This is a genomic window from Halonotius sp. F2-221B, assembly GCF_046719765.1.
Lineage (GTDB): Archaea > Halobacteriota > Halobacteria > Halobacteriales > Haloferacaceae > Halonotius.
On record NZ_JABEBY010000013.1, the window covers coordinates 17,213 to 39,321 of the forward strand.

At 47.6% G+C, this 22,109-nt stretch carries 20 protein-coding genes; 13 read left to right on the forward strand and 7 right to left on the reverse strand.

The window, feature by feature from the left end; translation table 11 throughout:
• The first annotated feature begins 156 nt into the window (after positions 1-156).
• Positions 157-1,260: a hypothetical protein gene (locus HKK80_RS10540; RefSeq protein WP_411799556.1), complete on the forward strand. Its 1,104-nt coding sequence runs from the start codon at positions 157-159 to the stop codon at positions 1,258-1,260.
• Positions 1,257-1,799 carry a hypothetical protein gene (locus HKK80_RS10545; protein ID WP_411799557.1) on the forward strand — a complete coding sequence of 181 codons (543 nt, stop codon included), beginning with the start codon at positions 1,257-1,259 and terminating at the stop codon, positions 1,797-1,799. The genes HKK80_RS10540 and HKK80_RS10545 overlap by 4 nt, the downstream gene beginning before the upstream one ends.
• Before the next feature lie 920 nt (positions 1,800-2,719).
• On the opposite strand, the gene HKK80_RS10550 is transcribed toward HKK80_RS10545, so the two are convergent.
• Positions 2,720-3,961 carry a hypothetical protein gene (locus HKK80_RS10550; RefSeq protein ID WP_411799558.1) on the reverse strand — a complete coding sequence of 414 codons (1,242 nt, stop codon included), beginning with the start codon at positions 3,959-3,961 and terminating at the stop codon, positions 2,720-2,722.
• A gap of 137 nt (positions 3,962-4,098) precedes the next feature.
• On the opposite strand from HKK80_RS10550, the gene HKK80_RS10555 reads away from it, so the two are divergent.
• On the forward strand, positions 4,099-4,446 hold the full coding sequence (locus tag HKK80_RS10555) for a hypothetical protein (protein WP_411799559.1): 348 nt from the start codon (positions 4,099-4,101) through the stop codon (positions 4,444-4,446).
• Between the two features lie 13 nt (positions 4,447-4,459).
• Here the strand turns inward: HKK80_RS10555 and HKK80_RS10560 are convergent, their stop codons facing one another.
• The 4 genes from HKK80_RS10560 to HKK80_RS10575 all read right to left on the reverse strand — a co-directional run bounded on the left by HKK80_RS10560 (position 4,460) and on the right by HKK80_RS10575 (position 6,905).
• Positions 4,460-4,780: a hypothetical protein gene (locus HKK80_RS10560; protein WP_411799560.1), complete on the reverse strand. Its 321-nt coding sequence runs from the start codon at positions 4,778-4,780 to the stop codon at positions 4,460-4,462.
• Positions 4,781-4,868: 88 nt separating this feature from the next.
• A complete protein-coding gene (gene queC, locus HKK80_RS10565) occupies positions 4,869-5,558 on the reverse strand; it encodes a 7-cyano-7-deazaguanine synthase QueC (protein ID WP_411799561.1) in 690 nt (229 codons plus the stop codon).
• A gap of 112 nt (positions 5,559-5,670) precedes the next feature.
• Positions 5,671-6,438 (reverse strand): 7-carboxy-7-deazaguanine synthase QueE, encoded by a 768-nt coding sequence (locus HKK80_RS10570; protein ID WP_411799562.1) that lies wholly within the window; start codon positions 6,436-6,438, stop codon positions 5,671-5,673.
• 2 nt (positions 6,439-6,440) lie between these two features.
• A complete protein-coding gene (locus HKK80_RS10575; RefSeq protein WP_411799563.1) occupies positions 6,441-6,905 on the reverse strand; it encodes a 6-pyruvoyl trahydropterin synthase family protein in 465 nt (154 codons plus the stop codon).
• 164 nt (positions 6,906-7,069) lie between these two features.
• Here HKK80_RS10575 and HKK80_RS10580 point away from each other — a divergent pair, with 164 nt between their 5' ends.
• Positions 7,070-9,979, forward strand: a complete 2,910-nt coding sequence (locus HKK80_RS10580) for a queuine tRNA-ribosyltransferase tRNA-guanine transglycosylase (RefSeq protein WP_411799564.1) — start codon at positions 7,070-7,072, stop codon at positions 9,977-9,979.
• On the opposite strand, the gene HKK80_RS10585 is transcribed toward HKK80_RS10580, so the two are convergent.
• Positions 9,976-10,263 (reverse strand): winged helix-turn-helix transcriptional regulator, encoded by a 288-nt coding sequence (locus HKK80_RS10585; RefSeq protein WP_411799565.1) that lies wholly within the window; start codon positions 10,261-10,263, stop codon positions 9,976-9,978. The genes HKK80_RS10580 and HKK80_RS10585 overlap by 4 nt on opposite strands.
• Positions 10,264-10,369: 106 nt before the next feature.
• On the opposite strand from HKK80_RS10585, the gene HKK80_RS10590 reads away from it, so the two are divergent.
• From HKK80_RS10590 to csa3, 4 genes are all read left to right on the forward strand, one after another.
• On the forward strand, positions 10,370-11,404 hold the full coding sequence (locus tag HKK80_RS10590) for a tRNA-guanine transglycosylase (RefSeq protein ID WP_411799566.1): 1,035 nt from the start codon (positions 10,370-10,372) through the stop codon (positions 11,402-11,404).
• Positions 11,401-12,282, forward strand: a complete 882-nt coding sequence (locus HKK80_RS10595; RefSeq protein ID WP_411799567.1) for a hypothetical protein — start codon at positions 11,401-11,403, stop codon at positions 12,280-12,282. Before HKK80_RS10590 ends, HKK80_RS10595 begins: the two co-directional genes overlap by 4 nt.
• Positions 12,279-13,445: a BREX system ATP-binding domain-containing protein gene (locus tag HKK80_RS10600; RefSeq protein ID WP_411799568.1), complete on the forward strand. Its 1,167-nt coding sequence runs from the start codon at positions 12,279-12,281 to the stop codon at positions 13,443-13,445. Before HKK80_RS10595 ends, HKK80_RS10600 begins: the two co-directional genes overlap by 4 nt.
• A 241-nt stretch (positions 13,446-13,686) precedes the next feature.
• Entirely contained in the window at positions 13,687-14,334 is a 648-nt protein-coding gene (gene csa3, locus HKK80_RS10605) for a CRISPR-associated CARF protein Csa3 (protein WP_411799569.1), read from the forward strand.
• Positions 14,335-14,367: 33 nt separating this feature from the next.
• Here the strand turns inward: csa3 and HKK80_RS10610 are convergent, their stop codons facing one another.
• Positions 14,368-15,030: a hypothetical protein gene (locus HKK80_RS10610; protein ID WP_411799570.1), complete on the reverse strand. Its 663-nt coding sequence runs from the start codon at positions 15,028-15,030 to the stop codon at positions 14,368-14,370.
• Between the two features lie 248 nt (positions 15,031-15,278).
• Here HKK80_RS10610 and HKK80_RS10615 point away from each other — a divergent pair, with 248 nt between their 5' ends.
• The 5 genes from HKK80_RS10615 (at position 15,279) to HKK80_RS10635 (ending at position 22,108) form a co-directional block, all read left to right on the forward strand.
• A complete protein-coding gene (locus HKK80_RS10615) occupies positions 15,279-15,995 on the forward strand; it encodes a hypothetical protein (protein WP_411799571.1) in 717 nt (238 codons plus the stop codon).
• 137 nt (positions 15,996-16,132) lie between these two features.
• The gene (locus HKK80_RS10620) at positions 16,133-17,008 is read left to right on the forward strand and encodes a hypothetical protein (protein ID WP_411799572.1); all 876 of its coding nucleotides are present in this window, start codon (positions 16,133-16,135) and stop codon (positions 17,006-17,008) included.
• 489 nt (positions 17,009-17,497) lie between these two features.
• Positions 17,498-18,262, forward strand: coding sequence for a hypothetical protein (locus tag HKK80_RS10625; protein WP_411799573.1), 765 nt, complete (start codon positions 17,498-17,500; stop codon positions 18,260-18,262).
• A gap of 1 nt (position 18,263) precedes the next feature.
• Complete coding sequence (locus tag HKK80_RS10630) at positions 18,264-21,332, forward strand: hypothetical protein (protein ID WP_411799574.1); 3,069 nt, start codon at positions 18,264-18,266, stop codon at positions 21,330-21,332.
• On the forward strand, positions 21,329-22,108 hold the full coding sequence (locus HKK80_RS10635) for a hypothetical protein (protein WP_411799575.1): 780 nt from the start codon (positions 21,329-21,331) through the stop codon (positions 22,106-22,108). Before HKK80_RS10630 ends, HKK80_RS10635 begins: the two co-directional genes overlap by 4 nt.
• Position 22,109 lies beyond the last annotated feature (1 nt).

Sequence of the window (22,109 nt, forward strand, 5' to 3'; positions counted from 1 at the left end):
CAGGGGGGCGATTCCATCAGTTGGCAGTGAGCACGCGACTACTTCATTCCGCTCGTAGCTATTTTATACTCTGTCTGAATTGATTGTGACGTGAGTATAGAGGTAGAGTCCGAAGATTGGGGAAGTCTTGACCGGTTCTGGGAGTCCCATTCAGATATGTGGTTTATCAGCCAACATTCTGCTTTTGTTTACCTACTTGCCAGAGATGAAACTACCAACCGTTGGGATGTTATCAAAGCGATGTGGCAGTCACAACCCACGATGGTGCCTGACAATGTTTCTCCACATGTAGCCGGAATTCAGCCACTGACCAGACGATGGAGGGAACTCGGCAACTGGGAACACACGCAGACACAGTCATCACGTCTCCTCGATGATCCAGATTCTCTAGCGATAGACCAGGATCAGTTCGCAGCCTGCTGGTCGGATTTTGATCCGTGGTGGGATGCATACTCTGAGAGTGGCCATGAAGCAGCAGTGGAAATTGTTGAGTTATTTGAACAATCTAACACCGTCTGGAATGAAGCAGCTGCACCCTTTAATACAGACCCTCTCTCATCAAAACTTTCTGAACTAAGCGGACTCCGTGGCCCCCTCCGTCCGAGTGGGGAGGTGTCGTGGTCTCGGTGGTTAGCACGGTTGCTTCGTCCGTCCCAAGCACTCGTTACGGAACTGTTCGGCATGTCTATCGACCATCCACCAATCCGTGTTGACCGGGAAACACGGATTGAAAAACCAGATGGCACCTTTCGACGCCCGGATATCTTAGTCTTTTGTGGTGATCATGGGGTGTCTATCGAAGTGAAGTTAAATGACGACAACTATCGAAAAACCGCTGAGACTGCGCGGCTCGTTGAGCAAAAATACGACGAGATGGAATGGAATCATGTGTTACTTCTGCCAAAGGAAAATAAAGAGAGACTCAACTCGGTTGTTGAACCTCCGGTCGAACCACGATCAGATGGATCACAGCGGATCATGTGGGACGATCCAGAGCCCATCGAGGTTGTTTACTGGCAGGATGTGACTGCCGCGATTAGAACTGTCTTACGTCAAGGCGAAGCTGTCGATGACCAGTGGGCGGCCAATGGCTACCTCTTCTGTGCCGTCGCTGAACAGCGTCTGATAGGATTTCAACCCTTGCCAATCATTGAGAGATCAATAGATTCTGGTGACTTTGTTGAAGCCGTTCGGCCAATTGGAATGATTGACATCTTGGAGCAACAATTAACATATCTCACCGAGAGGCTGAATCCATGACAGATGAGTTCCTCAGCGAGGGGCTTCGGAATAATCGCTACCTCAAGGCGCTTCGACTTCCAGAGCAGTTTGATAATCAAATCGAAGCACGACTGAAAGAATTTGACCAGCGAATGGTTGATGCCCAACCCAGACTGTTCGACCCTGATGATTCTCCGGGATTCAATTCGAATCAGAGTCCATCCAGCGGTTTAGCTTTGCAGCGAATTAATCATCCAATGAACGGGCCAGACGCTCCGGATGGGAGCCAAAATCTGAACGTACATCTGTATTGGATGGAACCAAACAGGTACGGTAGACCTGATATCAACGGTGCGGTGCGTGCGTTCGGTTACAAAATTAAGAGTGCTGACGTAGATATTGATCAAGAAGTCCAGTCAGCTACCCACAATGATGGGTGGTCAATAGAAACGTCTGAAAACCCCTATGATAACAACATAACATTCTACAGGCACGTTAGCTCTGTACCCGAAATCAAGGAGACAGAGAAGACACTAGTAGAGCACTTCAAAGAGTTTGGAGAACAGTACAAAGCCTAACGACAAAAAATCCACCATCAGTTACACAAATCAGACTGGAAAGTCTGCTTTCTGGCGGCTCTTGTGAATTTCTTGAGACCTTTACCTAATCTGGTGAAGAAAATATCTGATATGTGATATGGGAATGTCTGGAGTGCTGAATAAAGAGGTTGAATGCAGCACACGCTGACCCAATGTTGCCGAGTTGGATTTATTAAATGAATGAAAATCTAGCGGGTTGAAGTATATGTGAAATCTTGCATATCATGATGAGTGATTTTACTGCATCCCATGCGGAGCCGGGGCAAGACACGCCATCAGCTAATGAGGATGTAGCGAAGCTTCGACTTCAATTGAACAAGTTTTCGCTTCCAGAGTTGGTATCAAAGGGACTTGTTGAGTGGGAGAAGGACGACAACATCGTAACGAAGGGCCCTCAGTTTGACGAAAAGCGATCAGAGTAGATGCGAGTGGTTTCTACCGGAGTAGTCTTGTCGTATACGGGCTGTGTATCCGTCACTCAGCGAGTCGAGATTTCAACGAATTAATACAGGCTCACCTGCTGAATTTTGATCGTTAGTCTCACATTTGATGAATGAGAACTTCCCAGTTGCGAGTGTCAGGATCGTCGTGGATGAACGTATCCGTCGTAGTTCTGTTACCCAATAAGCCGTTTTTATCTGCCCTAATAAGTAGTCTATCAAGTGCGTCGTGCAGTTCCTCTGGGGTCTTCGGATTACAAGGGGATTCCATATAGATGCTATGGCAGTATAGATGATATCTCTTTGGCATTATTTACCATGCTGAATATGCGCGCTGCATCTCGCACTACCCCTCCTAATAGAAATCCGACAAGCTTGTTTCACTAACTTCGGCAAGAGTCTGGGATCTATAATCTCGTATTTCTCGACGGCGTCAGAACCCCGCTCTGCTTCCTCGGATTACATATTCGTATTTTCTAGGGCCCACACGGCAGTTTGAGGATCCAAATCGGATTTTCTGTCGTGACCACGTTTTGTGAGGAGACCGACGTGGTACAGCATCGCCTTGTACTGAAACGTCGTATGTGTTGAGTAGACGAACCCCTCTTCGAACTTATCTAAATTGACTTGACCCTGATCCGAAGACTTGTCTAAAACAACAGCCCGATCCCCTGGACTGACGAAGAGATCTAGCGCGAAATCGGGACGATTCCGAGCGATAGATTTCGCAACCTTCGCAAGTGTTGGCTTTTGGTAACCTTCTTTCGCTAAGTCAGTCAATGTGTTTACGAGAACTTGTGTCGGCGGATAGGAGAGAAGCACTTGGCGAGCAATAGTCCCCATAACTGGTAACTCGTCAATGAAGCGGGCTGAGCTCCCTGTTTGCTCCTGAATGGCTTCTAACGCTGGAACGATACCTCCATGATGGTAGATTATTGTCCGAACAGCCTCGCGCCCGAGTGTCGTGAGTTGCCGACGGTTGAGGCCATCGCCAACCAACCCAAGTGCCGTGGCGTCAAGACGGGCATCGTCAACTGATTTAATCACGTACTCTTTGAATAGCTCCTCCGGATCCTCACTCAATCGTACAGCCAAGGCGTATCCAATTGCGTTCTTGGGGTGGTTCTTCTTTAGGCTCTCTACTGCGACTCCGCCGTCTTTGGCGTGGAACCGTATCGTATCTGCCGTTTCCGAGATTTCAGATCCGACTATCCGAGGTTTCTCCAGCAATTCGGCCCCGGTGTCGTCAACAAGGATGAGTCCTATATTTAATTCACGAGCGAGGGCGTGATCTTGTTCTGTGGCGATACTTTTTGGGAGAGCGGCGTATCCGACATTGGCCTCCTCAATGTGGCCGTGTGCCTGTGTTATAGCTACTCGACCCGCATTTCGATTAGAACTAGCAGTTTCTCCCTTCGCTTCCACGACTGCGAGCGGTATGTTTTCTACATCTTCACCTGCGGGCTCACGATATGCTTCTGAGCGAGGAGGGGCGATTAACGCATCTGGATAACCGTTCCCCATCGGCAACGAATTAATCGGTTGTAGTCGGTGGCGCAGTTCCTTATCGATAGTCTCCTCACCCCACCTTGATTGTCGGAATTGAGAGTCCACAACCGCATAACCCTCATTAGTGTCCTGAGATAGATGATCCTTGGCTGACGCGAGGACTCGTGGTTCGGTAAGTGTTCCAACACTCATACTGTGGTACGCTTCCTGATGGAAGCCTATTCAAATTTGTCAGCGTGGTACCAGCAGTCATATTCTAGCCTTTTTCGTCGGAACCGGCTTCTCACCGGTTTTAAGTATTTGAAATGGAACATTAACACAGTACAGCCATGACCACTGATCATAATTCATCTATGATTCACTTCGATTCTCAGGACTCCTATCACGAGTTCGTAGAAGAATTGGCAACCAACGAAGCGAAGACTATCGAAGAATGGGGGGCATACGAAATCGCAGTCGATGTCGTAGCTCAGGTTGAAGATCGTGGCACTGAGATCCAGGTTGCCGATAGTTCTACACCTGATGTCAACGGTGTCAATGCCCCGATTTGCCCAATAACCGTTCTCGAATATTCTAGTGCTACTAGTGGTCTTCCACGGGATGAAGTTGAATCAATCAGTCATCTCGCTGCTGAACTACTAGAACAGGATCTCAACCAGCAGAGGTCAGTCCAGTAGATAAATTCACGTGTTACTCCATATCTCCGGTAAAGTCGGATTCTTGATTTAGTCTCCCCATAGTTCCATTAACCGCATAAATCAAAGTAGCAGCAGTTTCAAATGCCTCTTCTCGTGAAAGTCCTGATATCGGCTTTGTCACGTATTCTTCTCCGTCTGTATTCACACCTGTAATTGGGGTGACGGTATACTCACCCTCGCCCATCGTCCCGTCAAGTCGAATGAAGATTGTTGGATCTTCTTGATACACCCATTCGACGTAATATTCATCATGGATTTCTTCGTCCCACCCCGATGGGTAATAATCGATCTCTTCCGTCTCACTTTCAGGCATCGTGTGTTACTCTTCTGATGTAGTTGAATAAAATGCTTGCTGGCGAAGGGTAGGAACAATGTACTCAGATGAACTCAAAGAACGGATATCATGAGAATGACGGACGTTTCGCGTACTCAATTGGGTCTTGTGTACCAGCATCGCGGAACGCCTCAAGCCGGAACGCACACGCATCACATGTACCGCAGGCCGGTTCGTTGTCTCGATAACATGACCACGTGATTTCGTAGGGGACATTAAGCTCAAGTCCACGCTCAGCAATTTCTGTTTTCGACCACTCAACGAACGGAGCTTTCAGTTCAATTTCTGTCTCTGGTTTCGTTCCGACATCGATCACGTTTTGGAACGCTTCGAAAAACTCTGGACGACAGTCCGGATATCCAGAGAAGTCCTCTGCGTGTGCCCCAATGAACAATGCCGATGAGTCAGTCGCTTCAGCATATGATGTTGCCATCGACAACAGGTTCGAATTCCGGAACGGAACGTACGATGTTGGTATCTCGTCACTATCTAAATCTGCATCAGCCACATCCATCTCATCATCCGTGAGACTCGATTCCCCAATTTGGGCTAAATGCTCTGTTTCGATATGCAGGAAGTCAGCCGCATCGACTTCGTCGGCGAGTGCTTCTGCGCACTCGTATTCTTTGTCTTCAGTCCGCTGCCCGTACGATGTATGCAGGAAGTATGGCTCGTAGCCCTGATCCATCGCTTCGTACACAGCGGTTGCACTATCCATTCCTCCGGATACCAGAATTACTGCACTTTTGTTGCTCATGGTTGCTCAATCTCGTCAAATCTGTCGTTTGTCTGTTCTCTACGTGGGCTCTGACACTCACGTTGCCACCTCTTCACAGCACTGTCTCGACGGGTATGTCTACGTTTGCTGATCATGTTCCTGGTGCGTCGTTCCACAAATCAACATGGAGCCGCGGTGTGTATCGGTAACCATAGTCCATAGCAAGCTCGGCCACCTCGCTGCGCGTCCCATCGAGTTGTTCACGAGTCATGCCCTCTGGCATCAACAACACATCATCATCTGATACTGTGGTCGTTGTTGCCGCCCGTATCCGATCAACTAACGTCGTAATCTCCTGCATATCCTCCTCTCCAGTCACGACGAATTTCAGTTGCGTCTCGTAATCGTCGATCAATTGCGACAATGCTTCCATGTCGATTCGATCTTGCTCGTGTTGCTCTTCCCACTCGCCATCGCCCTTCGGATCTCGATCAGGTGTCGGCGTACTGCTCGCCAGTTTCGGGCTGATACTGGCGAGGTTGATCGGTGCATCCCGGTAAATGGTTCCGTTCGTCTCCACTGTGGTGTGGTATCCATCTGCTGCCAGTTGTTCTAGGAGATCCACTGACTCCTCGTGAATGAGTGGCTCTCCACCGGTGAGCACTACATGGTTTGCCTGCTCGTGGGATTGGATTTCTTCCAAAATCGAATCATTATCCCGCCATGCACCGGTCGGTTCCCAAGATGTGTGGTACGAATCACAGAACCAACATCGCAAGTTACAACCAGAAGTTCGTACGAAGACTGTTGGTACACCTGCCAATGTACCTTCTCCCTGAAGCGAATAGAACAGTTCGTTAATCGGGAGATCGCCGTTATTGTCTGATACAGCCTCGTCGATTTCAGTGTTAACTGGCATGATTAGGGAGCAGCACACAGTTCGCCGGTCTCACGAACAGATACAGCGACCTCTGAGACGGTTTCTGGAAGTGAGTCGGATAGTTCCTCTTCAAGAAGAACAGACATTACTTCGGCTGTAGGTGGATGGTCGATGATAATCAGCGAATCCTCGTCACCACTTTGCTGAAATGCTTCAATGAGGGGGTCACCTCGTTCTACGAGGAACCGATGATCCCATTTCGATATTACTGAAGTAATATCTCCTTTATCAACTATCCAGCCTTCAGATGTTAGTTCACCAGTCACCGAAACAGTAATTTCGTAGTTGTGGCCGTGTGGCCTGCTGCATTTTCCTTCGTGGTGGAGGATCCGATGCCCCGTGCTGATTCGAATGGGGCGATCCTCACCAACTCGCAGTTCTCTTTCACCTGCATCAGCGAGAGTTTTGCTCTCTGCTGCCTGATTGCTGGATAATCTTTGAGGCATATTGAGAGAATATCAGGGTGATACTTATATATACTTGTTTGGTCGAATCCAGACAGTAGTCATCGGCTGCCGAGCAGTGATGGTTGGGTGATAATTTATCCGTACCTCAATGGAGACTTCTATATGCTGGACTGTGATACACCGATACAGGTGACTATCTAACTGTGCGGTTCTACGTACCCGAATGGGACGATGCCGTCGATGCAGACTATGATTTTGAGCTTGATGAGCGCTCAGATCCTCACCGACAGAAACGCGAACTGAACTACATTTGGGATATCTTCGACAAAGACTCCACACCAATCGATGGTGTACTTATTTCGCGTGAGCAGATTGAATCCACGGCAAAAAAAGCCGACCGAATAACCGAACACGGTGTCTACGCCGATCCGATTCTTTCTATACCGGATTGGCTCCCGACTATCAGTGATTGTGGTGCATGGGGATACAAATCGCTACCTTTCCCACCGTACGGAAATCAAGATATGCTTGATTTCTATGAAACACTGGATGTCTCGGTTGGGGTGACGATTGATCACCTCGTGTTAGGATCAGGCAAAGAGAAAGGTCGATTGTATTTAGACGAGCGCGCTCTTGGTGAAGAAATCGAGAAATCTGACATCCCGTCGAAACTTACTGATGCAGTCGATCTGATGATCGATGAGTGGCCCGACGAGTGGCCACAGTATGTTGAAGAGCACGAGCCATCGATACTGGCGCAAAAAGAGCCCCAACAGTTCACTGCTGCCGATTTTGAAGGGAGTGTTGACTCTGTATTGAATAGACTTGAAACCGACAAACGGGCAGTATATCGTCAGGATGACAAGCAGTTCCGTTACGACCTCACACTAGAAAATGCGGCTGAGATGTGGAACCTGTACCAAGCGGGCGACTATCCATTCCGATTAATGGTCGCTATCCAAGGATGGTCAATCGAGTCTTACGCCGATGCAGCAGATGAAGTACTCAACATCGGATACGATTATCTCGGTATCGGTGGTGTAGCTGGAAGTCCTATCCACGAAGTCAGAAAGATCGTCAAATCGGTGGGAAAGACAGTCAAAGACTATGAGCGAACTCATCAGACTCGCATCGATAGTCACGTTTTCGGCTTCGCCAAGTCCGATGCGTTCGACACCATCGGGCGATCTGGAATGTCTTCTTTCGATAGCGCGAGTATGCTTCGTTCCGCATGGACAGGTGGAAAAAACTACCGTGTTGACAGTGATGAGCGGTACGATGCTATTCGCGTGCAATACCCAAAACACGGTTCAGAGATTTCTGATGCTATTGAGACTGCCTTACGAGGGCGTGAGACACTCATTGCGCTCCGTGCGTTCGCAGAAGGGCGATCTATCGCAAAAGCACTTCGGGAGTGGAAAGCTGAAGCAAGCAAGACACTCACAGCGACAATCACATACGTGCGGAATCATCGTCACGACGAACAGTTTGATCACAGCACACTCCGTGACGTGGATTCAGCGTTACGAAACGATTTCGAGTATGCCAGCCACCTAAAAGCGTATTTTAGTGATGAGCTTCGAAGTCAGTTGATCAAACTCCTACGCTCAGATGATAAAGAGAGTAGCAAACCGTTTGCGGAATACATAGAGCTACTCGCTACAGCACACACCCAACTCGATAGATTCCCGCGAATGGTCGAAATTCTGGAACGGGAAGAATCTAAACCCGATGGAATGGATCGGTTCCAACGGCTATGGTTCGTGATTCAGGACTATGCTATTTGGATAGGAGACAAAGATCTGCTTGAAGCGTATCAGAAGATCCTATCAAACAGACCTTGGGAAGACTGTGAATGCCCAATCTGTGCCAATCACGGCATTGAAGTCTGTATTTTCCGTGGCAACGACCGGAACCGCCGTCGCGGATTCCATAACACAGCGAGCTTCTATGAGGAGTTCTCTGAAGCACTCCCAAAAACACTCGTTCTGACGAAGGGATCAGCTTCTCTCAGCAACTATGAGACTACTGAAGATTACTTAGCGAGTGAAACCCCGCAGTTCTGGAGTGAGGTTCACGATCTCCCAGTTGCAGAAATTGGTACATTTGATGCTAGCGGCGTCCATGAGTGGTGGGCAAAGACTCCAGAAGCAGTCTCTTTCGCACCGACGAGAATGGCTCAATCACTCCAAAAACATCTCAATAGGTATGATGAGCTCTATCTATTTAATCCAGAAGAGCAATTTGAAGACCTCGTTGGAGACTCCATCGAAAATGTCGGTTGTGATGTGCATGGCTTTGATGATCCGCATGAGTTGCGAGAGATACTACTGAATAATCTTGGACGTAATTATGCCATCGGATCTGACTTTGCTCCACACAAACCAGTCTTAGATGGTGATGAGGAATTAGATATCCTCATCATTGACCAGTGTTCTGGCTCCAAGTATGTTCCTGAAGGTGAACGAGTTTTTGAGATGAGCGAAATAGATCGCTCTTCCAGACAGGACTTACTCAAGCGAAACGACACCATCGGAATCAAAGCCGGTGAATTATACACCGGACGCCAACAAGAAGCAATAAGCAACGCCGTTCGCCAACTCCGCGCTGATGGCCATCGGGTACAGCGATACATTATCAGTGCCGGATTTGGCTTAGTCGAAGAGAGTGAACGACTCCCCCCATATGAAGTGACTTTCAGCGGAATGAATGTTTCTGAGATCCGTGAACGGTCTGACAAACTTGGCATCCAAGATGATCTTTATAAAGTACTGGATCAGTCTAACTACGATATTGTATTTTTTACACTTGGTTCAGATTACTACTCTAGTATCGATATCGACCAAACGGTTCAGCGGATTCGACCAGATAGGATTGGCGTCGTATTTAATCGTGATATCCTCAATGAGCAATATGAGAATATTGTTTCTGTATCGGCACGGACGGAAGATGCAAAACGTCATGAAACAATTGTGATCGGTCTCAAGGGCGTATATTTGGAAAACTTCGCACGTAATATACGTAATGTGGCAGAACTGGATCCCGACTCGATTAGCATCCTCTGCAGGTATCTTGAAGACGACTCCACGCAGGCAGCTATTGAGAAGTTCTAACTGTCAATTTGAACTTCTAGGATTTCTTCAATTTTTTCGACTGCCTGGATGAAGTCTCGGCCAGTTTCCGTAGGTTTATATTTGACTCTTCTTGGATTTTCTTCAATACGTTCCACCAGTTCATGTTTACATAAGAGGTCGAGCGTGTCGGTGATCATATCGCTTGATGTGTCAACTGAGTTTTCGATTTCGGAGTAGTGCAGACTCTCAGAGGAAATCAAGAGTTCAAGTATCTCTATTGTGCGTTTTCGTCCGATGAGATCACGCACAGCGTCTGAAACCATCTATACCCTTTTTTTCAGGACTTGACAAAGCCACTTTGATTTCTCATATTTAGCTTTGCTTGAGCAAAGTTTATACGACAGCCGAGCTAAGCACAGCGCGTCGGATATGTTGTACAGACAACGAAAACTCGACACCCCCCACGGAGAACTACAAACACCGATACTATTCCCCGTGAGTAACATCGGGAATCGGTCGAGTGATAATACACCCGAGTACACGAACAGCATCCCGGATTTGTCCACAGCAATGGTCAACTCTCGGGCGATACGGAATCGAAAAACACAGTGGAACCGATTGAAGAACGGAGCAACTCTCCGTGGTGAGATGGATGTAGCCGAAGAGACAATCATTTTCGCTGATAGCGGTGGCTTCGATTTTCAAGAAGAGGAAGTAGACACCACCCCAGCGAAAACCATTGAAACACAACGCAAACTGGGTGCTGATATCTTCGGTACTGTTGATATACCATTGTCGAGAGATAATCGACAGGCAGAGAATCAGCGGAGAATCAACCAGAGTATCGAATTTGCATTGGAGGCAAGTGATGCACATGATGGTGACGAGATTCTCCTGGCTAGCGTCCATGGATATGACCCTGAAACTATTCGAAATACCATCAGCCATCTTGAGAAAGAGGGTGAATTTGATGGCTACGCTATCGGAAGTCTGGTTCCGATTCGAACAGATTATGAAAAAGTCACAAAAATAATACTTTCTGCCCGGCGGGCTACTGACAAACACCTGCACACCTACGGGTTGGGTGGAGTAACATACCAACCACTTCTGTTGTATCTTGGCGTTGATAGTTTTGATTCCTCAGCGTTCATCCGCAGTGCTGGAAAAAGGAACTATCTCATGCCGGGATTCGGTGGAGAACCATTAAAAAATATTGACAGTTTGGCTCACCTACCCTGTGCCTGCCCAGTTTGTAGTTCGAGAAGCTTCGAGACAATCCGAGATGATCGGGACTTACTTACCAAACACAACTTGTGGGCATTGGCTATCGAATTACGCCGTTTCAGATATATGCAAGCATCTGGAGAAGACTTGGAGGCGTATTTGGATCTGCGGTTCCAGGGTAATAAAGTAACACAGCGGGCATACAGAACAGCTAAACAACAGGTTCGGAGGCTAACATGAGCGACGAGAGGCCGACAGTTCGACCAGTAACACTATCGCGACTTGTTGAGGTTGCCCATCTCTGTCAAAACTCTCCACAGACAACAGAAAATGTAGAACAGCGACTCAATGTTAGTCATCGTCGTGCTCGTGAGACAATTCTCGAAGCTCTCCGTATTGGTCTCTTGGATGAATTACCGGACGATTACTATGAGGCTACATCAGTTGGCGAATCTTTCGTTGAAACAGTGGAAAATCAAGACTGGAAGCAAGTTAGTGTGATCTTGGAAACACGCAGTCCACACTACAGCAACTTCTTAGAGATCCTAGAACAAGAGGGGCCAGGCAGTCTAGAGAGAGTTCTAAATGAACTAGAGAATCAAGCTGAATTCACGACGTATTCTTATAATCAAACAAGTATTGAAGTTCTCGGGAATTGGGGCAAGTGCCTCGGAACCGTCCAACGGAATGCATTCACTGGCGAATACTATTCTCCACAAAATGACAAACCTCCAGCGAATTTCCATCATACGTTGCTGAGGGCATACGATGAATTGGAAGAGACTGCTGGCGTCGGGATGCGACAACGGTATCTTTCCATTCCTGAACTTCGAGAAACAGTATGTGCAACCTTGCAGTTATCACGGAATTCGTTCGACAATGGACTTCGAGCGTTAGCACAAGAGAACGTCGGAAAAATCGAACTGTCAGGTGCGCCCCGAGATACCGGTGCAAAGGAGGCAAACTACGGAATCAAAGAAATCGAACTCGCTGGCGATGATACACTTGTGTCAACATCCCAGTCGACAGATCAGGTTATGCAAGGAGTCGAACAGTACGGTAAACAATACTACTACCTCACGGTTCACGACCGAGAGTTGACGTATACAAACCAATGAGCGACAACTTCACCATCACGGATGCACAGCACGATTACTCGGAATTCGGATTGTCAAAAAATCCCTTCCCGTATAGTCCGGTTCCAGAAGATGATCCTGCAGTCTATTGCGGACAGCAACAAGTTACAGACCGAATCAGTAACACTGTCTCATCTGTACTCAGTACAGGGAAGTCGAAGCATTTGGTTGTCACTGGCAAATACGGCAATGGGAAATCACACACCCTCAAATACACCCGTTCTCTGGTGAGAGATCGAGACGATGTCCTTGTAGGGTACGTAACTCAACCAGGAGAGGGGTTCATTGATATTTATCATGAGTTCGTTTATGACATTGGGTTTGACCAATTACAGAAACTGAGTTACGAGTTCTTGGCTAAAGTAGCTCGGACGGAGACAAATACGAATCCTAGCAGTGCAGATGAAATGCGTGATATCATTGACGATGGCGATGTTCTACTATCTGAACTTGTACCCACCGCAGTCCAACAATTGAGCGACGTGACTAAATTCGCTGACTTCGCGCGAGCTATGGTTCATCTGGTTTACGAGGATACAAACCTCTACGCATGGCAGTGGCTCACTTCTGAGGGACTTCGTTACGAACAGCGGAAAGAAATGGAGATCCACAGTGCTATTGATGACAATACAACTGCAGTACGGGCTTTTACTGCCCTCAAAAGTATGCTACTTGATATCGGATATACTGGTGTTTTCATGTTTGTTGATGAATTTGAGCGGATATCTCAATTGAGTCCAAAAAACGAGCAACAAACATTGAATAGTATCCGACATTTGATGGATCAGAACAGTCAGGGGCTTTGCATACTGTTTGGATGTGCTCCAGAAGTTTGGCAAGATGTGATGGGAGAATACCATGCGTTTTCTGAGCGTATTGGTCAGGAAGTTGCGCTACGTCCTTTGACAGAAGAAAAGGTATACAATCTTATTGGAGAATATCTTAATATAGCTAGGGGAAGTGATAATAAATCGATTTCGCCTTTCACAGAGGATAGCTTGAAAATTATTCTCCAACGTTCGCAGGGGAATATTCGGCAAGTCCTCAGCATATGTAGTCGTGTTATTGATAATGCCGTTCGTTCTGACTCTGGTTCTAATAAAATTAGAGAGGAGGATGTTTTAGAGATTATTGATAATTTATGAATCGTATGAACGTTTCGAAAGCAAATAGAACTACGTCCTCATACATACCTTGGTGCTTGGCTTATGCATAGAAATTAATCGGATTTGACTGTCGGTTCAATCTTTACCGATATTCTAATTATCTTTTAATGAAGCAGAGACACAACGGTAGAATTCAAAATTGTAGGATCAGCCAAGTTATTTCGAACGATCCCACAAACTCGCAACAATACTAAATACGTCGTTAGCAGAAATACCCCATATGCGAACATACATTGCACCAATCGGATATGACAGCACGCGCGTTACCCGTCCGATACTTAGCCAAGGCATCGAGCGAAGCACCAAAATCCAACTAATCAATCCAACAACAACGAGTGACAGTGGTCGCAATGAACAAGCGATCAACGATGTTAGACGGATAATTGAACAGATCGAACCAGACGTTGAAATAGAGACCACGGAAGTGCCACATAATGACTTCAAAACAGCCATCGAAGTCTGTGGCTCTCTCATCGATAATGCCAATGGAGAGGTTACTGTCATTTTCGGTGGTGGTGCCCGCGATATCTTTCTACCTCTGACGGTTTCGGCCCTCTCAAAGGTGGATCAGATTCAGTCGAGCCACCAATTCAGTGATATCGACGGGGAGGTTCGCGAGATAGCTCTCCCCGATCTTACGGCGAATGCACCGAAACAGACCAAATCGACGCTCGAAACAATCTCCACCCTTGACACACCAGTCTCACTCACCACAATCACAGAGTCAGTAGATATCTCGAAGAGCACCGCTAGCAGACACGTGAAACACCTTGAGCGACAGAATTTGGTCAAATCTGAGATGCATGGGAAAACCAAGGTCGTCGATTTGACCACCACTGGCCACCTACTCGTCTCCCGAGCTCAGTAAGAAACATTTGTTCAGATATCATCTCTTGCTGGACTATCGCACAGGCCATTCTGGATGGTAGTGTTGTCGAAGACTGGCATCAACATCCCGGCCGAGTGGAGTTAGTTCATACGCACCGTCAGAAACTGTTGCTAACTCAATGTATTCGGCCCACTTGAAGTGTGCCTGTGTTTTTTTCTTCCAAGAATTTATACTGGTGACACCGGTGTAACCATCGAGATGTTCAATACGTTTCCGGAAATCGGTTGCGCGGGCATCAGTCTCGTTAACTGAGGGGGATTCCATGTAGATTTGATTAATTGTTGCTAACATCGGCAGCCAGTCTTCACGGAACAGAATGCTTTGAAGCAGGGACTGTTCGGACTCATTGAGTTGATTTTTGGCTCCGAGTGAGACTCCCTCTCCAACAGTTAGCTGTTGTTGTGTCGCGCCCGAGAACCGGTTTGCAAGCCAGATTGCATCTGGTGTCAATTCGCCGTTATTGATGATGCCAAGTTTGTCCGGGGAGAGAAGACGAAGTTGATCCTTGATTTTATTCGGAGTTCCTTTGGAAAGTAGTCGCTCACGAATCTCATCCTCCGTTTCGTTGCGGAACTGCCAGAAGGCGTGGATCACCTCACAAAGATGTGGAAGATCACCCCAGTCCGGCTGTATCCCGCTCAAGTGTGGGGTGTCAGTCGCCGTTGGATCGTGCATATCCAGTGAATTGACAGACCGTGTGCTTAAATTTCACTGCAAGAAGTCACAACATTCAGGTGCGTACCCATCTGACGGGTAGCAAGAGGTTTTTTATGCCCGATAAGATTCACACCATTTCGGGGGACGAACCCCGTCGGTATCTGATTGGTAATGCTGCTGAAGAACTACGTAACTTAGACTCATCTGCCTCGATTATATACCTTGATGATGCGTGGGCCCGCCCGCAACGGGCAGGACAATTCGGTGTGACTTACGATACCCACCCATTTTCCGAAAGCGATGTAGATGCTAAGGGTAACCGAGAATCGAAAACGACAACAGTGGAAATTCTCGATGCCTGCAAGGAGGCCCTCATGGAGGGTGGTTGGTTGATTGCGGACGCGGATGATTGGCTTCTTCCACGCCTAATTAACTATCTTAGAAAGAATTGGGGTGATGTTGCGGCGGACTACACTGGCGGTGGGTATCGTCGTGTCGGATCAGTGACCTACCTCACGAAGGAGGGGAACCCTGACCGAAGTACGGCCGGTATGTACCTCTCAAACGGCGGTTACCCCGTCGTCTTTGCACATAAGGGTGAGACAAATCGCCGGGCTTCGAGTTCCAGTAGACAAATTGTTGAGCCACCGTTCGCACATGACGGGTTCGAGGTGACTGAGCGCGATCATGAAACCTATGACTGGGGGAGTGTGAAACCGTTGAGCCCATACAGGACGTGGGTAGAGGCGCTAACCGATGATACGGATGGAAACCTCGAAGACGAACATCTTGTCGTCCCCTGCGCCGGTACGGCACCCGCAGCAATCGGCGCAGAGATTGAATTCGGCGTCGATCTTCAGTATACCTGTATTGATAATAATGAGGACGCATTCGAAGCTTTTCGTCGCCGTCGCGAAGCAGAATTAGAACGACACAGCCTCGACCAGCAACAGGATAAAATCGGGTCGTTCACTCAAGAATAACCTTTCTCGGAGTGCCTATCTGCTGGCATTTTTCATTTCGATGTAGTTGGTTCATTCAATTAGGGAATTCCCCGTGCCGAACGTAAGGGATTCCGATATCAATAGCTACAGGAGGCTCCTTTTGAAACGGTAGTACGATGACCGGGGACACGTTTGCTGGGATATCGACCGAGAACCGCGTCATTCAATTGATCGATCCGTTGGCGGCGGAAAATGAAGACGGGTACGGGATGGGGTATCTTCGATGTCTACCACTATTGCAAACGTATGGGGTAAGACAATTTACGTTTCCAAAGGGTTGGCTCAGTGCAGCAAGTTCAGAAACATTCGATGCGGTGGTAGAGGATGGTGATGAAGGTGGACATTTCCGGTACACTGCGATTCCAGGCTTGGAATTCGATTATACACTTATCAAAACGGGCCAGCCAGCGGATACCCTGGAGTTCAGCCAGCTCTGTCAGATTACAAATCAAGAATTAGAACAGTCTCAAAGTGACAGTACGACTCATAAACTTCTGGAAGCGTTCAAAGCTGGTCGTATCGACGAACTCTTTCTTGTCACGGATACTGCTGATTTCAGTGTCGAGGGGACTGTAGCACAGAAGCCGATGGCTGAAGACATCGACCGAATCTCCCAGATATCGTATCAAAATCTCGCGCGGCATTACATTGACAAGACGTTCGAACAGTGGTATCTTAGCTATGCTGAAACACTCAACGTCTGGCTGCATCATGCAGCCAAAGAGTATACTTCGGTCATGGGTGAAAAGCCGACGCAGATCCGTGATCTTTTCGAATTCGATGTTCTTGAGCCAGGAATCCGGACATGGGATATCCTTGAGTTTTTAGCTTCAGATCTGGCTAAGGAAGACCCCGCTCATATTGAGTCAGTTACACGACCCTGGGTAGAATCCGACAACTCGGTTATTGAGACATATATCCGGAACGCACTTCAGGAATTCGACTATGATTGTGAGCAGGTTCAGACGTACCGTTCCGGGAATCAAATATAAATAAATAGTTGTCATTTGGGTTGGTTACCGGACTAGAATGAGATAGAATTCGTCGACCATGTTGAATCCCAGGTTGAACCTCTACTTCACCTATTTTTCGCTCCCATGCAATCGTTTAGTTTCAGTGATTAGAAGCAGAGGAGGGTGCTAAACTAGTATATTTCACCGCGAGCACGGTCAATCAATCCAATTTATTTATTAGATCATCTTATTATCTTCCCGAATTTTCTGTAGTAGCAACGCGACACTATCTCGCTTTTCATAGTGGTCTCGTGATCTGAAACCGTGATTTACTCTATTTCACAAATAAGAAATTACTAAATCTTAATTCCAGAATTCTGAGACACTTGTTGTTGATGGGACAATTTTAAGTCTGGTCGAGAATGTCTCACATATGAAATACAGGAAGCTTGGACACGCCTTCAGCTCTTATTCGGCCAGCAAGGGTCTGAGGGCCGTTCGAAATCAAAGCCTGTTCATCAAATCAGAATGACAGTACTAAGGAGAAACATTACCGGACACGATATCCTTGCGATTAGAGAGTATATTGACAAGAATTCACCAACAACTGAGGATGAGATCCTCCGTCGGTTCTTCCCCGGTGACGCAACTGACTCATCGGTATCAGATAAACTGAAACTGATTCGCGATGCAGTTGGTTTTCTGGAAGATATCGATCAAATCGTCGAAGAAACAGACGGCTACCGGCTACATCAAGATTCAGTCGAAGCCGTCGATCCCCGAAGCTCCATTCTTAGTAGCCTTCACGCCCAGTTTGGACAAAATGGCGCATATAACGATGTCCTCGAATATCTCGCCGAAGAGAATCAGACGCTGGTAACTCGTGAGGGCGGACTCGAAGACGCAATGAGCGGTTACACACCTGAAATCGGCTGGAACCCGACAAACCTGAGCTACTGGGAGCGAACGATGGACTGTCTCGGCGTCGTCACAAAAGTCCACGGAGACGATGCTACGATGGCGTTCGTCCTTGAATATGATCTCTGGAAACAAATCCTCAATGAAATCCGAGAGACGCAAACAACCCAGTTAGAGAGAGTTCTGTCTTCTCTTGATGACACCTATCTCCCGGTCTGGACTGCCGGTGGGTCGGTCGCGAAACACGTCCAGTACGGACTCACAGGTCTTGAGGATCGTTCTGAAATTGACCTTCGCAAGGAGAGCGACGCCGGGACAACTTACCAGATTGGCTCGAAAGGCGTGAACACAATTGAATTCGACACAGATTTCTAGCATGACACAATACCCAAAAAACTGGACCGAGCGGTCAGTTGAGAAGTTTGTAACCCAAGAATCCCAGCAAAAGTCTCGCGCTGAGTTCGAGGCTACACACGTCCCAATCAACCGAATCAAGATTGAGCGTACCCAAATTGACGACTGGGCCGATAAAGACGACTATATTACGGAATCCGATTTTTATCAGGCAGTCATTGATTCTCATCAAGACGCCGACAACCGGATGTTTTTCATCGTTGGCGAAACTGGCTCCGGGAAATCCGAACTTTGCCAGTGGCTCAAGTACAATATTGAGGATGAATACAAAGACTGCCCAGACGACGACTTTCAACACGAGCCAATCCTAATACCCCGACATGTACGTGAACCACGTGAAGTCCTGCAGCGCTTAACAGCATATCTCGAAGATACGGAACTCGATGAGGCCCGCAAGCTCGCTGAATTACCTGCGGATGGCGTTCTCGACAAAACAACTGGCGAGATTACACTAGCTTTTGAAAAGGCAGACAGGGAGACAATCAGACTTCTCCAAAGTGATAGGTTCAAGCAAGAGGTCAGAGAGAACCTCGAAAAATTCGTTAATTCATTCGACGACCCTAGTCAGGAACTCGAATTTGAGCCTATCTCGCGAGAAAAACTTGAATCTCTCATTGACTCTTATTCTGGTGTCGAACAGGAAATCGGCACGGATAGTCATAGTGCAATTGATGTCCTCTACGAGAAAATAACGAAACAGGCGAAAGACTCGATCAAGGATATGCTATTCGTCGGGGATCTAAAAGAGACTCTCCGTCAACTCAATGAACGGTTTCGTGATCAGAATCGCCGACCAGTTCTTATAATAGAAGACCTAGCCGGTTTTACAATCTTTCAACATGAGATTCTCTCGTTCTTTTCAGATCTCCAAGCCGCGAATTGGGATGTCGTTATCGGGGTGACGACTGGCATGAACCAGAAACTAGTGAAAGATCGTCGTGCGGATCTAACTACTGAGGAAACCATCAACGACCGAACTGAGGCGCGCGTCACACTTACACAGCAAACCGATGAAGGGTCGAAAACGCTCTTTCTTCAACAAGAAGATATTCACATCGATCTTGCCCGGAAATACCTCACAGCTATCAAGCAGGATGCAGATGTAGACTTCACGCCATCGCTCCCCATTTCAAAATCCAATCTTAGCGAAGCGTTCAGCGAGAGGCTCTACCCTTTCAACGAGCCGTTCCTCACGCGCGTCTACGAAAACCTCCAAGAAGACGATCAGAAAAAGCAGACGCCTCGAAACTACCTGAAGTTCGTCATTGAAGGACTTCTTACGAATGAAAGCCCGCCGTTTGAACACGCCGATTTGCTCAGCAAACTCGGAACGATAGACAGCACCATTAGTTCGGAGTATCAAAAGCCAGACCGTGGTTTACTAAAGTGGTATGGTGAACGGAACGAAGACGGTAACAAGTACGTGGTTGACGAGCGGATTCCAGAGGTCTTCGGTATAGAGAGTGATGGTTGGGCACCGAGTGTCGACAACACACTCTTTTGTGAGACTTGTGGAACCGAGATGGAAGAAACGACCGAGGGAACTCCATACTGTCCGGACTGTGAAACGATGTGCTCGGACTGTCAGGTACCGATGGAGCGGAATGGTGAATACTGGATCTGTACTGACGATTCAGATCATAAAGAACCCGTTGGAGGCCTCGGCGAGTTGTTCAAGACGCGGCGCCAGGAGCTACTGGACTGGAAAGCGGACGGCGTTGAATTAAAAAAGACCTCGCTACTGGAAGATGGCGCGGAGCGGGTTATTCGCTACTTCCACGATAACCCCACAAGCCTACGAACGCCGCCACGTAACTCCCAGACAGCGGGGTCTATCTGGTGGGATAAAGGAAGTCGAATGGTTCCGATCCACGTTAGTAACGATGACAATCCGGACTATCGGAAGATTATCGTTTCTCGTGATCTGCCCGAATCTCTGCTGATTGACCTGCTTCGAATCGGCGTCTACGATGACCTCTCCATAGAGGACCACATCGACGCAGACCGAGTTGATCCGCAGGCACTTCGCTGGTGGGCGGACAAGGCCGTGAGCGATCTTCGTTCCAGTGTCGAAGAAGACATCGAGGAGGGATTCAGTGTCACACTCGATGAAGTTGCTCTGTTTGGGAAATACCTGCTCAAGGTGCTCAATGGCGACGGAACGGAGTTCTCCGCGGAGGCTCTAGCCCGTCCGTTAGGTGAGGGAAAACCGGATGCAGACAAGATATACTCCCCAAGTGTACTCGATCTGGACAAGTACAAAATCGGGACACATCGAGAGACACTGAAGGGACTATTTCGAGCCAGGTTTCACCTTCGTTCAAGCATGGTTAATTACCCGAAACTACAAAGCCATATCAATCAGACTTCACCCGAGGAATTGGTCGACAAGATGGCTGAAATCTCAGGTGGAGACGACGGGGTAAAAGTCGGAGAAACAAAATCCAATGCTGAGAAATTTAAATTTTTCCTAACCTTCCCGAACAGTCTCAATGTGCGCACAATCGCCCGAAACATCCAAAATTTCCGTGCTGAGAGCTCATCAGGCGACCTCAAACGCCTCAAATCCGAGCTTCTCAGCGAACACAGGGAAGTCACTGAGGCGTTCAGGTCGGTGTCTACGACGGACGATATCGACTTTGAAGCAATCGATAAAGCGTACAATGTTTCAGATACTTCTCGACCAAGAGTGGTTCAGAATGTTCGTCAGTTAGACGATGAGGATTTGGAAAGGACAGTTCGCGGACTTCGAACACAAATGGATCGTCTTGAGAAAGCAACTAATGCATGGGAGTTACTAGACATCTATCGACCACTTCGCCGCCTCACAAGAACTGGCACAACGAAGCGGGTGTATGAACCCCTTTCAGAACTCCTCAGTGAACTGCAGTCATTAGAGAAATCATTGGAGCAGACAAAGCAGAGTCTTGAGGCTGAAGAATTCGGGGTCGATCTCCCGGACATAACACCATTTGACGAGGCGCAGGCCGCTGCTAATTCAATTGAGAGCGCAATCGGGAGTGGACTATGAGCCAGGGTACACAAGTAAATGAAAGTGGAGTGGACGCACAAACCAAACAGTTGAGCAAGCTCGCTTCTTCAGTTATGGAACTGAAAGAAGAAAAAAAGAATGCTGAAGAAAAACGAAAAGAACGCCAGGAAAAAAATCAAGCGTTCAACGAAGTTAAAAGTACAATTTCGGACGCAGAGAACGTGTATAACGTCCTGCAACGGGCCGTAGATCTCGCTGAGGTGCTTGACGCGCCGGTTCCAGAGCGCGATATCGAAGACACCTTACACAAGTACCGTCCCAAAATCAGGTCGTTCCAAGCGAAGACATACGACGACTTTGAGAACGTTAGCGATATTAGCAGCGTACGCACCGATTTTGATGAGTTCGAAAGTGCTCTCAGCGGCCACAACGATGATGTAAAAAGCAATCTTAGTTCTGCAGCGAAAACCGAACTCACCAACTTAGAAACATTGGAGTCAATTCTTCGAATTCCCGATGTCGGAAGTCAAGAAGACTCCGACGCAGTGCAAAATTACAGATCGAAACTCAACTCGTTAAACCGCGGGCAATTGATCGACGCCGATGAACTTGAGGCCGCTCAGAAGGACTACGATGCCGTCGACATAGACATTGAAACCGTTCGTGATAACTACGGACTGAGTGAGGACGCGGGCGATCTGCTGCTGCGTTTCCTCCAGAACGAAGAAGTAACACTCGCTGGCGTCGATGGAAGCGTCTTAGACGAACTCAAAGCACTAGAAGAATTTAGCGAACGACTCACAATCCAGTTCTAAA

Bases quoted from the DNA above. Each gene is read 5' to 3' on its own strand.
- HKK80_RS10560 (WP_411799560.1), bottom strand. From the start codon at position 4,780: ATGCCTGAAAGTGAGACGGAAGAGATCGATTATTACCCATCGGGGTGG.
- HKK80_RS10635 (WP_411799575.1), top strand. From the start codon at position 21,329: ATGAGCCAGGGTACACAAGTAAATGAAAGTGGAGTGGACGCACAAACC.
- HKK80_RS10610 (WP_411799570.1), bottom strand. From the start codon at position 15,030: ATGCACGATCCAACGGCGACTGACACCCCACACTTGAGCGGGATACAG.
- csa3 (WP_411799569.1), top strand. From the start codon at position 13,687: ATGCGAACATACATTGCACCAATCGGATATGACAGCACGCGCGTTACC.
- HKK80_RS10600 (WP_411799568.1), top strand. From the start codon at position 12,279: ATGAGCGACAACTTCACCATCACGGATGCACAGCACGATTACTCGGAA.
- HKK80_RS10590 (WP_411799566.1), top strand. From the start codon at position 10,370: ATGTTGTACAGACAACGAAAACTCGACACCCCCCACGGAGAACTACAA.
- HKK80_RS10555 (WP_411799559.1), top strand. From the start codon at position 4,099: ATGACCACTGATCATAATTCATCTATGATTCACTTCGATTCTCAGGAC.
- HKK80_RS10540 (WP_411799556.1), top strand. From the start codon at position 157: ATGTGGTTTATCAGCCAACATTCTGCTTTTGTTTACCTACTTGCCAGA.
- HKK80_RS10630 (WP_411799574.1), top strand. From the start codon at position 18,264: ATGACACAATACCCAAAAAACTGGACCGAGCGGTCAGTTGAGAAGTTT.
- HKK80_RS10575 (WP_411799563.1), bottom strand. From the start codon at position 6,905: ATGCCTCAAAGATTATCCAGCAATCAGGCAGCAGAGAGCAAAACTCTC.
- queC (WP_411799561.1), bottom strand. From the start codon at position 5,558: ATGAGCAACAAAAGTGCAGTAATTCTGGTATCCGGAGGAATGGATAGT.
- HKK80_RS10550 (WP_411799558.1), bottom strand. From the start codon at position 3,961: ATGAGTGTTGGAACACTTACCGAACCACGAGTCCTCGCGTCAGCCAAG.
- HKK80_RS10620 (WP_411799572.1), top strand. From the start codon at position 16,133: ATGACCGGGGACACGTTTGCTGGGATATCGACCGAGAACCGCGTCATT.
- HKK80_RS10545 (WP_411799557.1), top strand. From the start codon at position 1,257: ATGACAGATGAGTTCCTCAGCGAGGGGCTTCGGAATAATCGCTACCTC.
- HKK80_RS10625 (WP_411799573.1), top strand. From the start codon at position 17,498: ATGACAGTACTAAGGAGAAACATTACCGGACACGATATCCTTGCGATT.
- HKK80_RS10595 (WP_411799567.1), top strand. From the start codon at position 11,401: ATGAGCGACGAGAGGCCGACAGTTCGACCAGTAACACTATCGCGACTT.
- HKK80_RS10585 (WP_411799565.1), bottom strand. From the start codon at position 10,263: ATGGTTTCAGACGCTGTGCGTGATCTCATCGGACGAAAACGCACAATA.
- HKK80_RS10570 (WP_411799562.1), bottom strand. From the start codon at position 6,438: ATGCCAGTTAACACTGAAATCGACGAGGCTGTATCAGACAATAACGGC.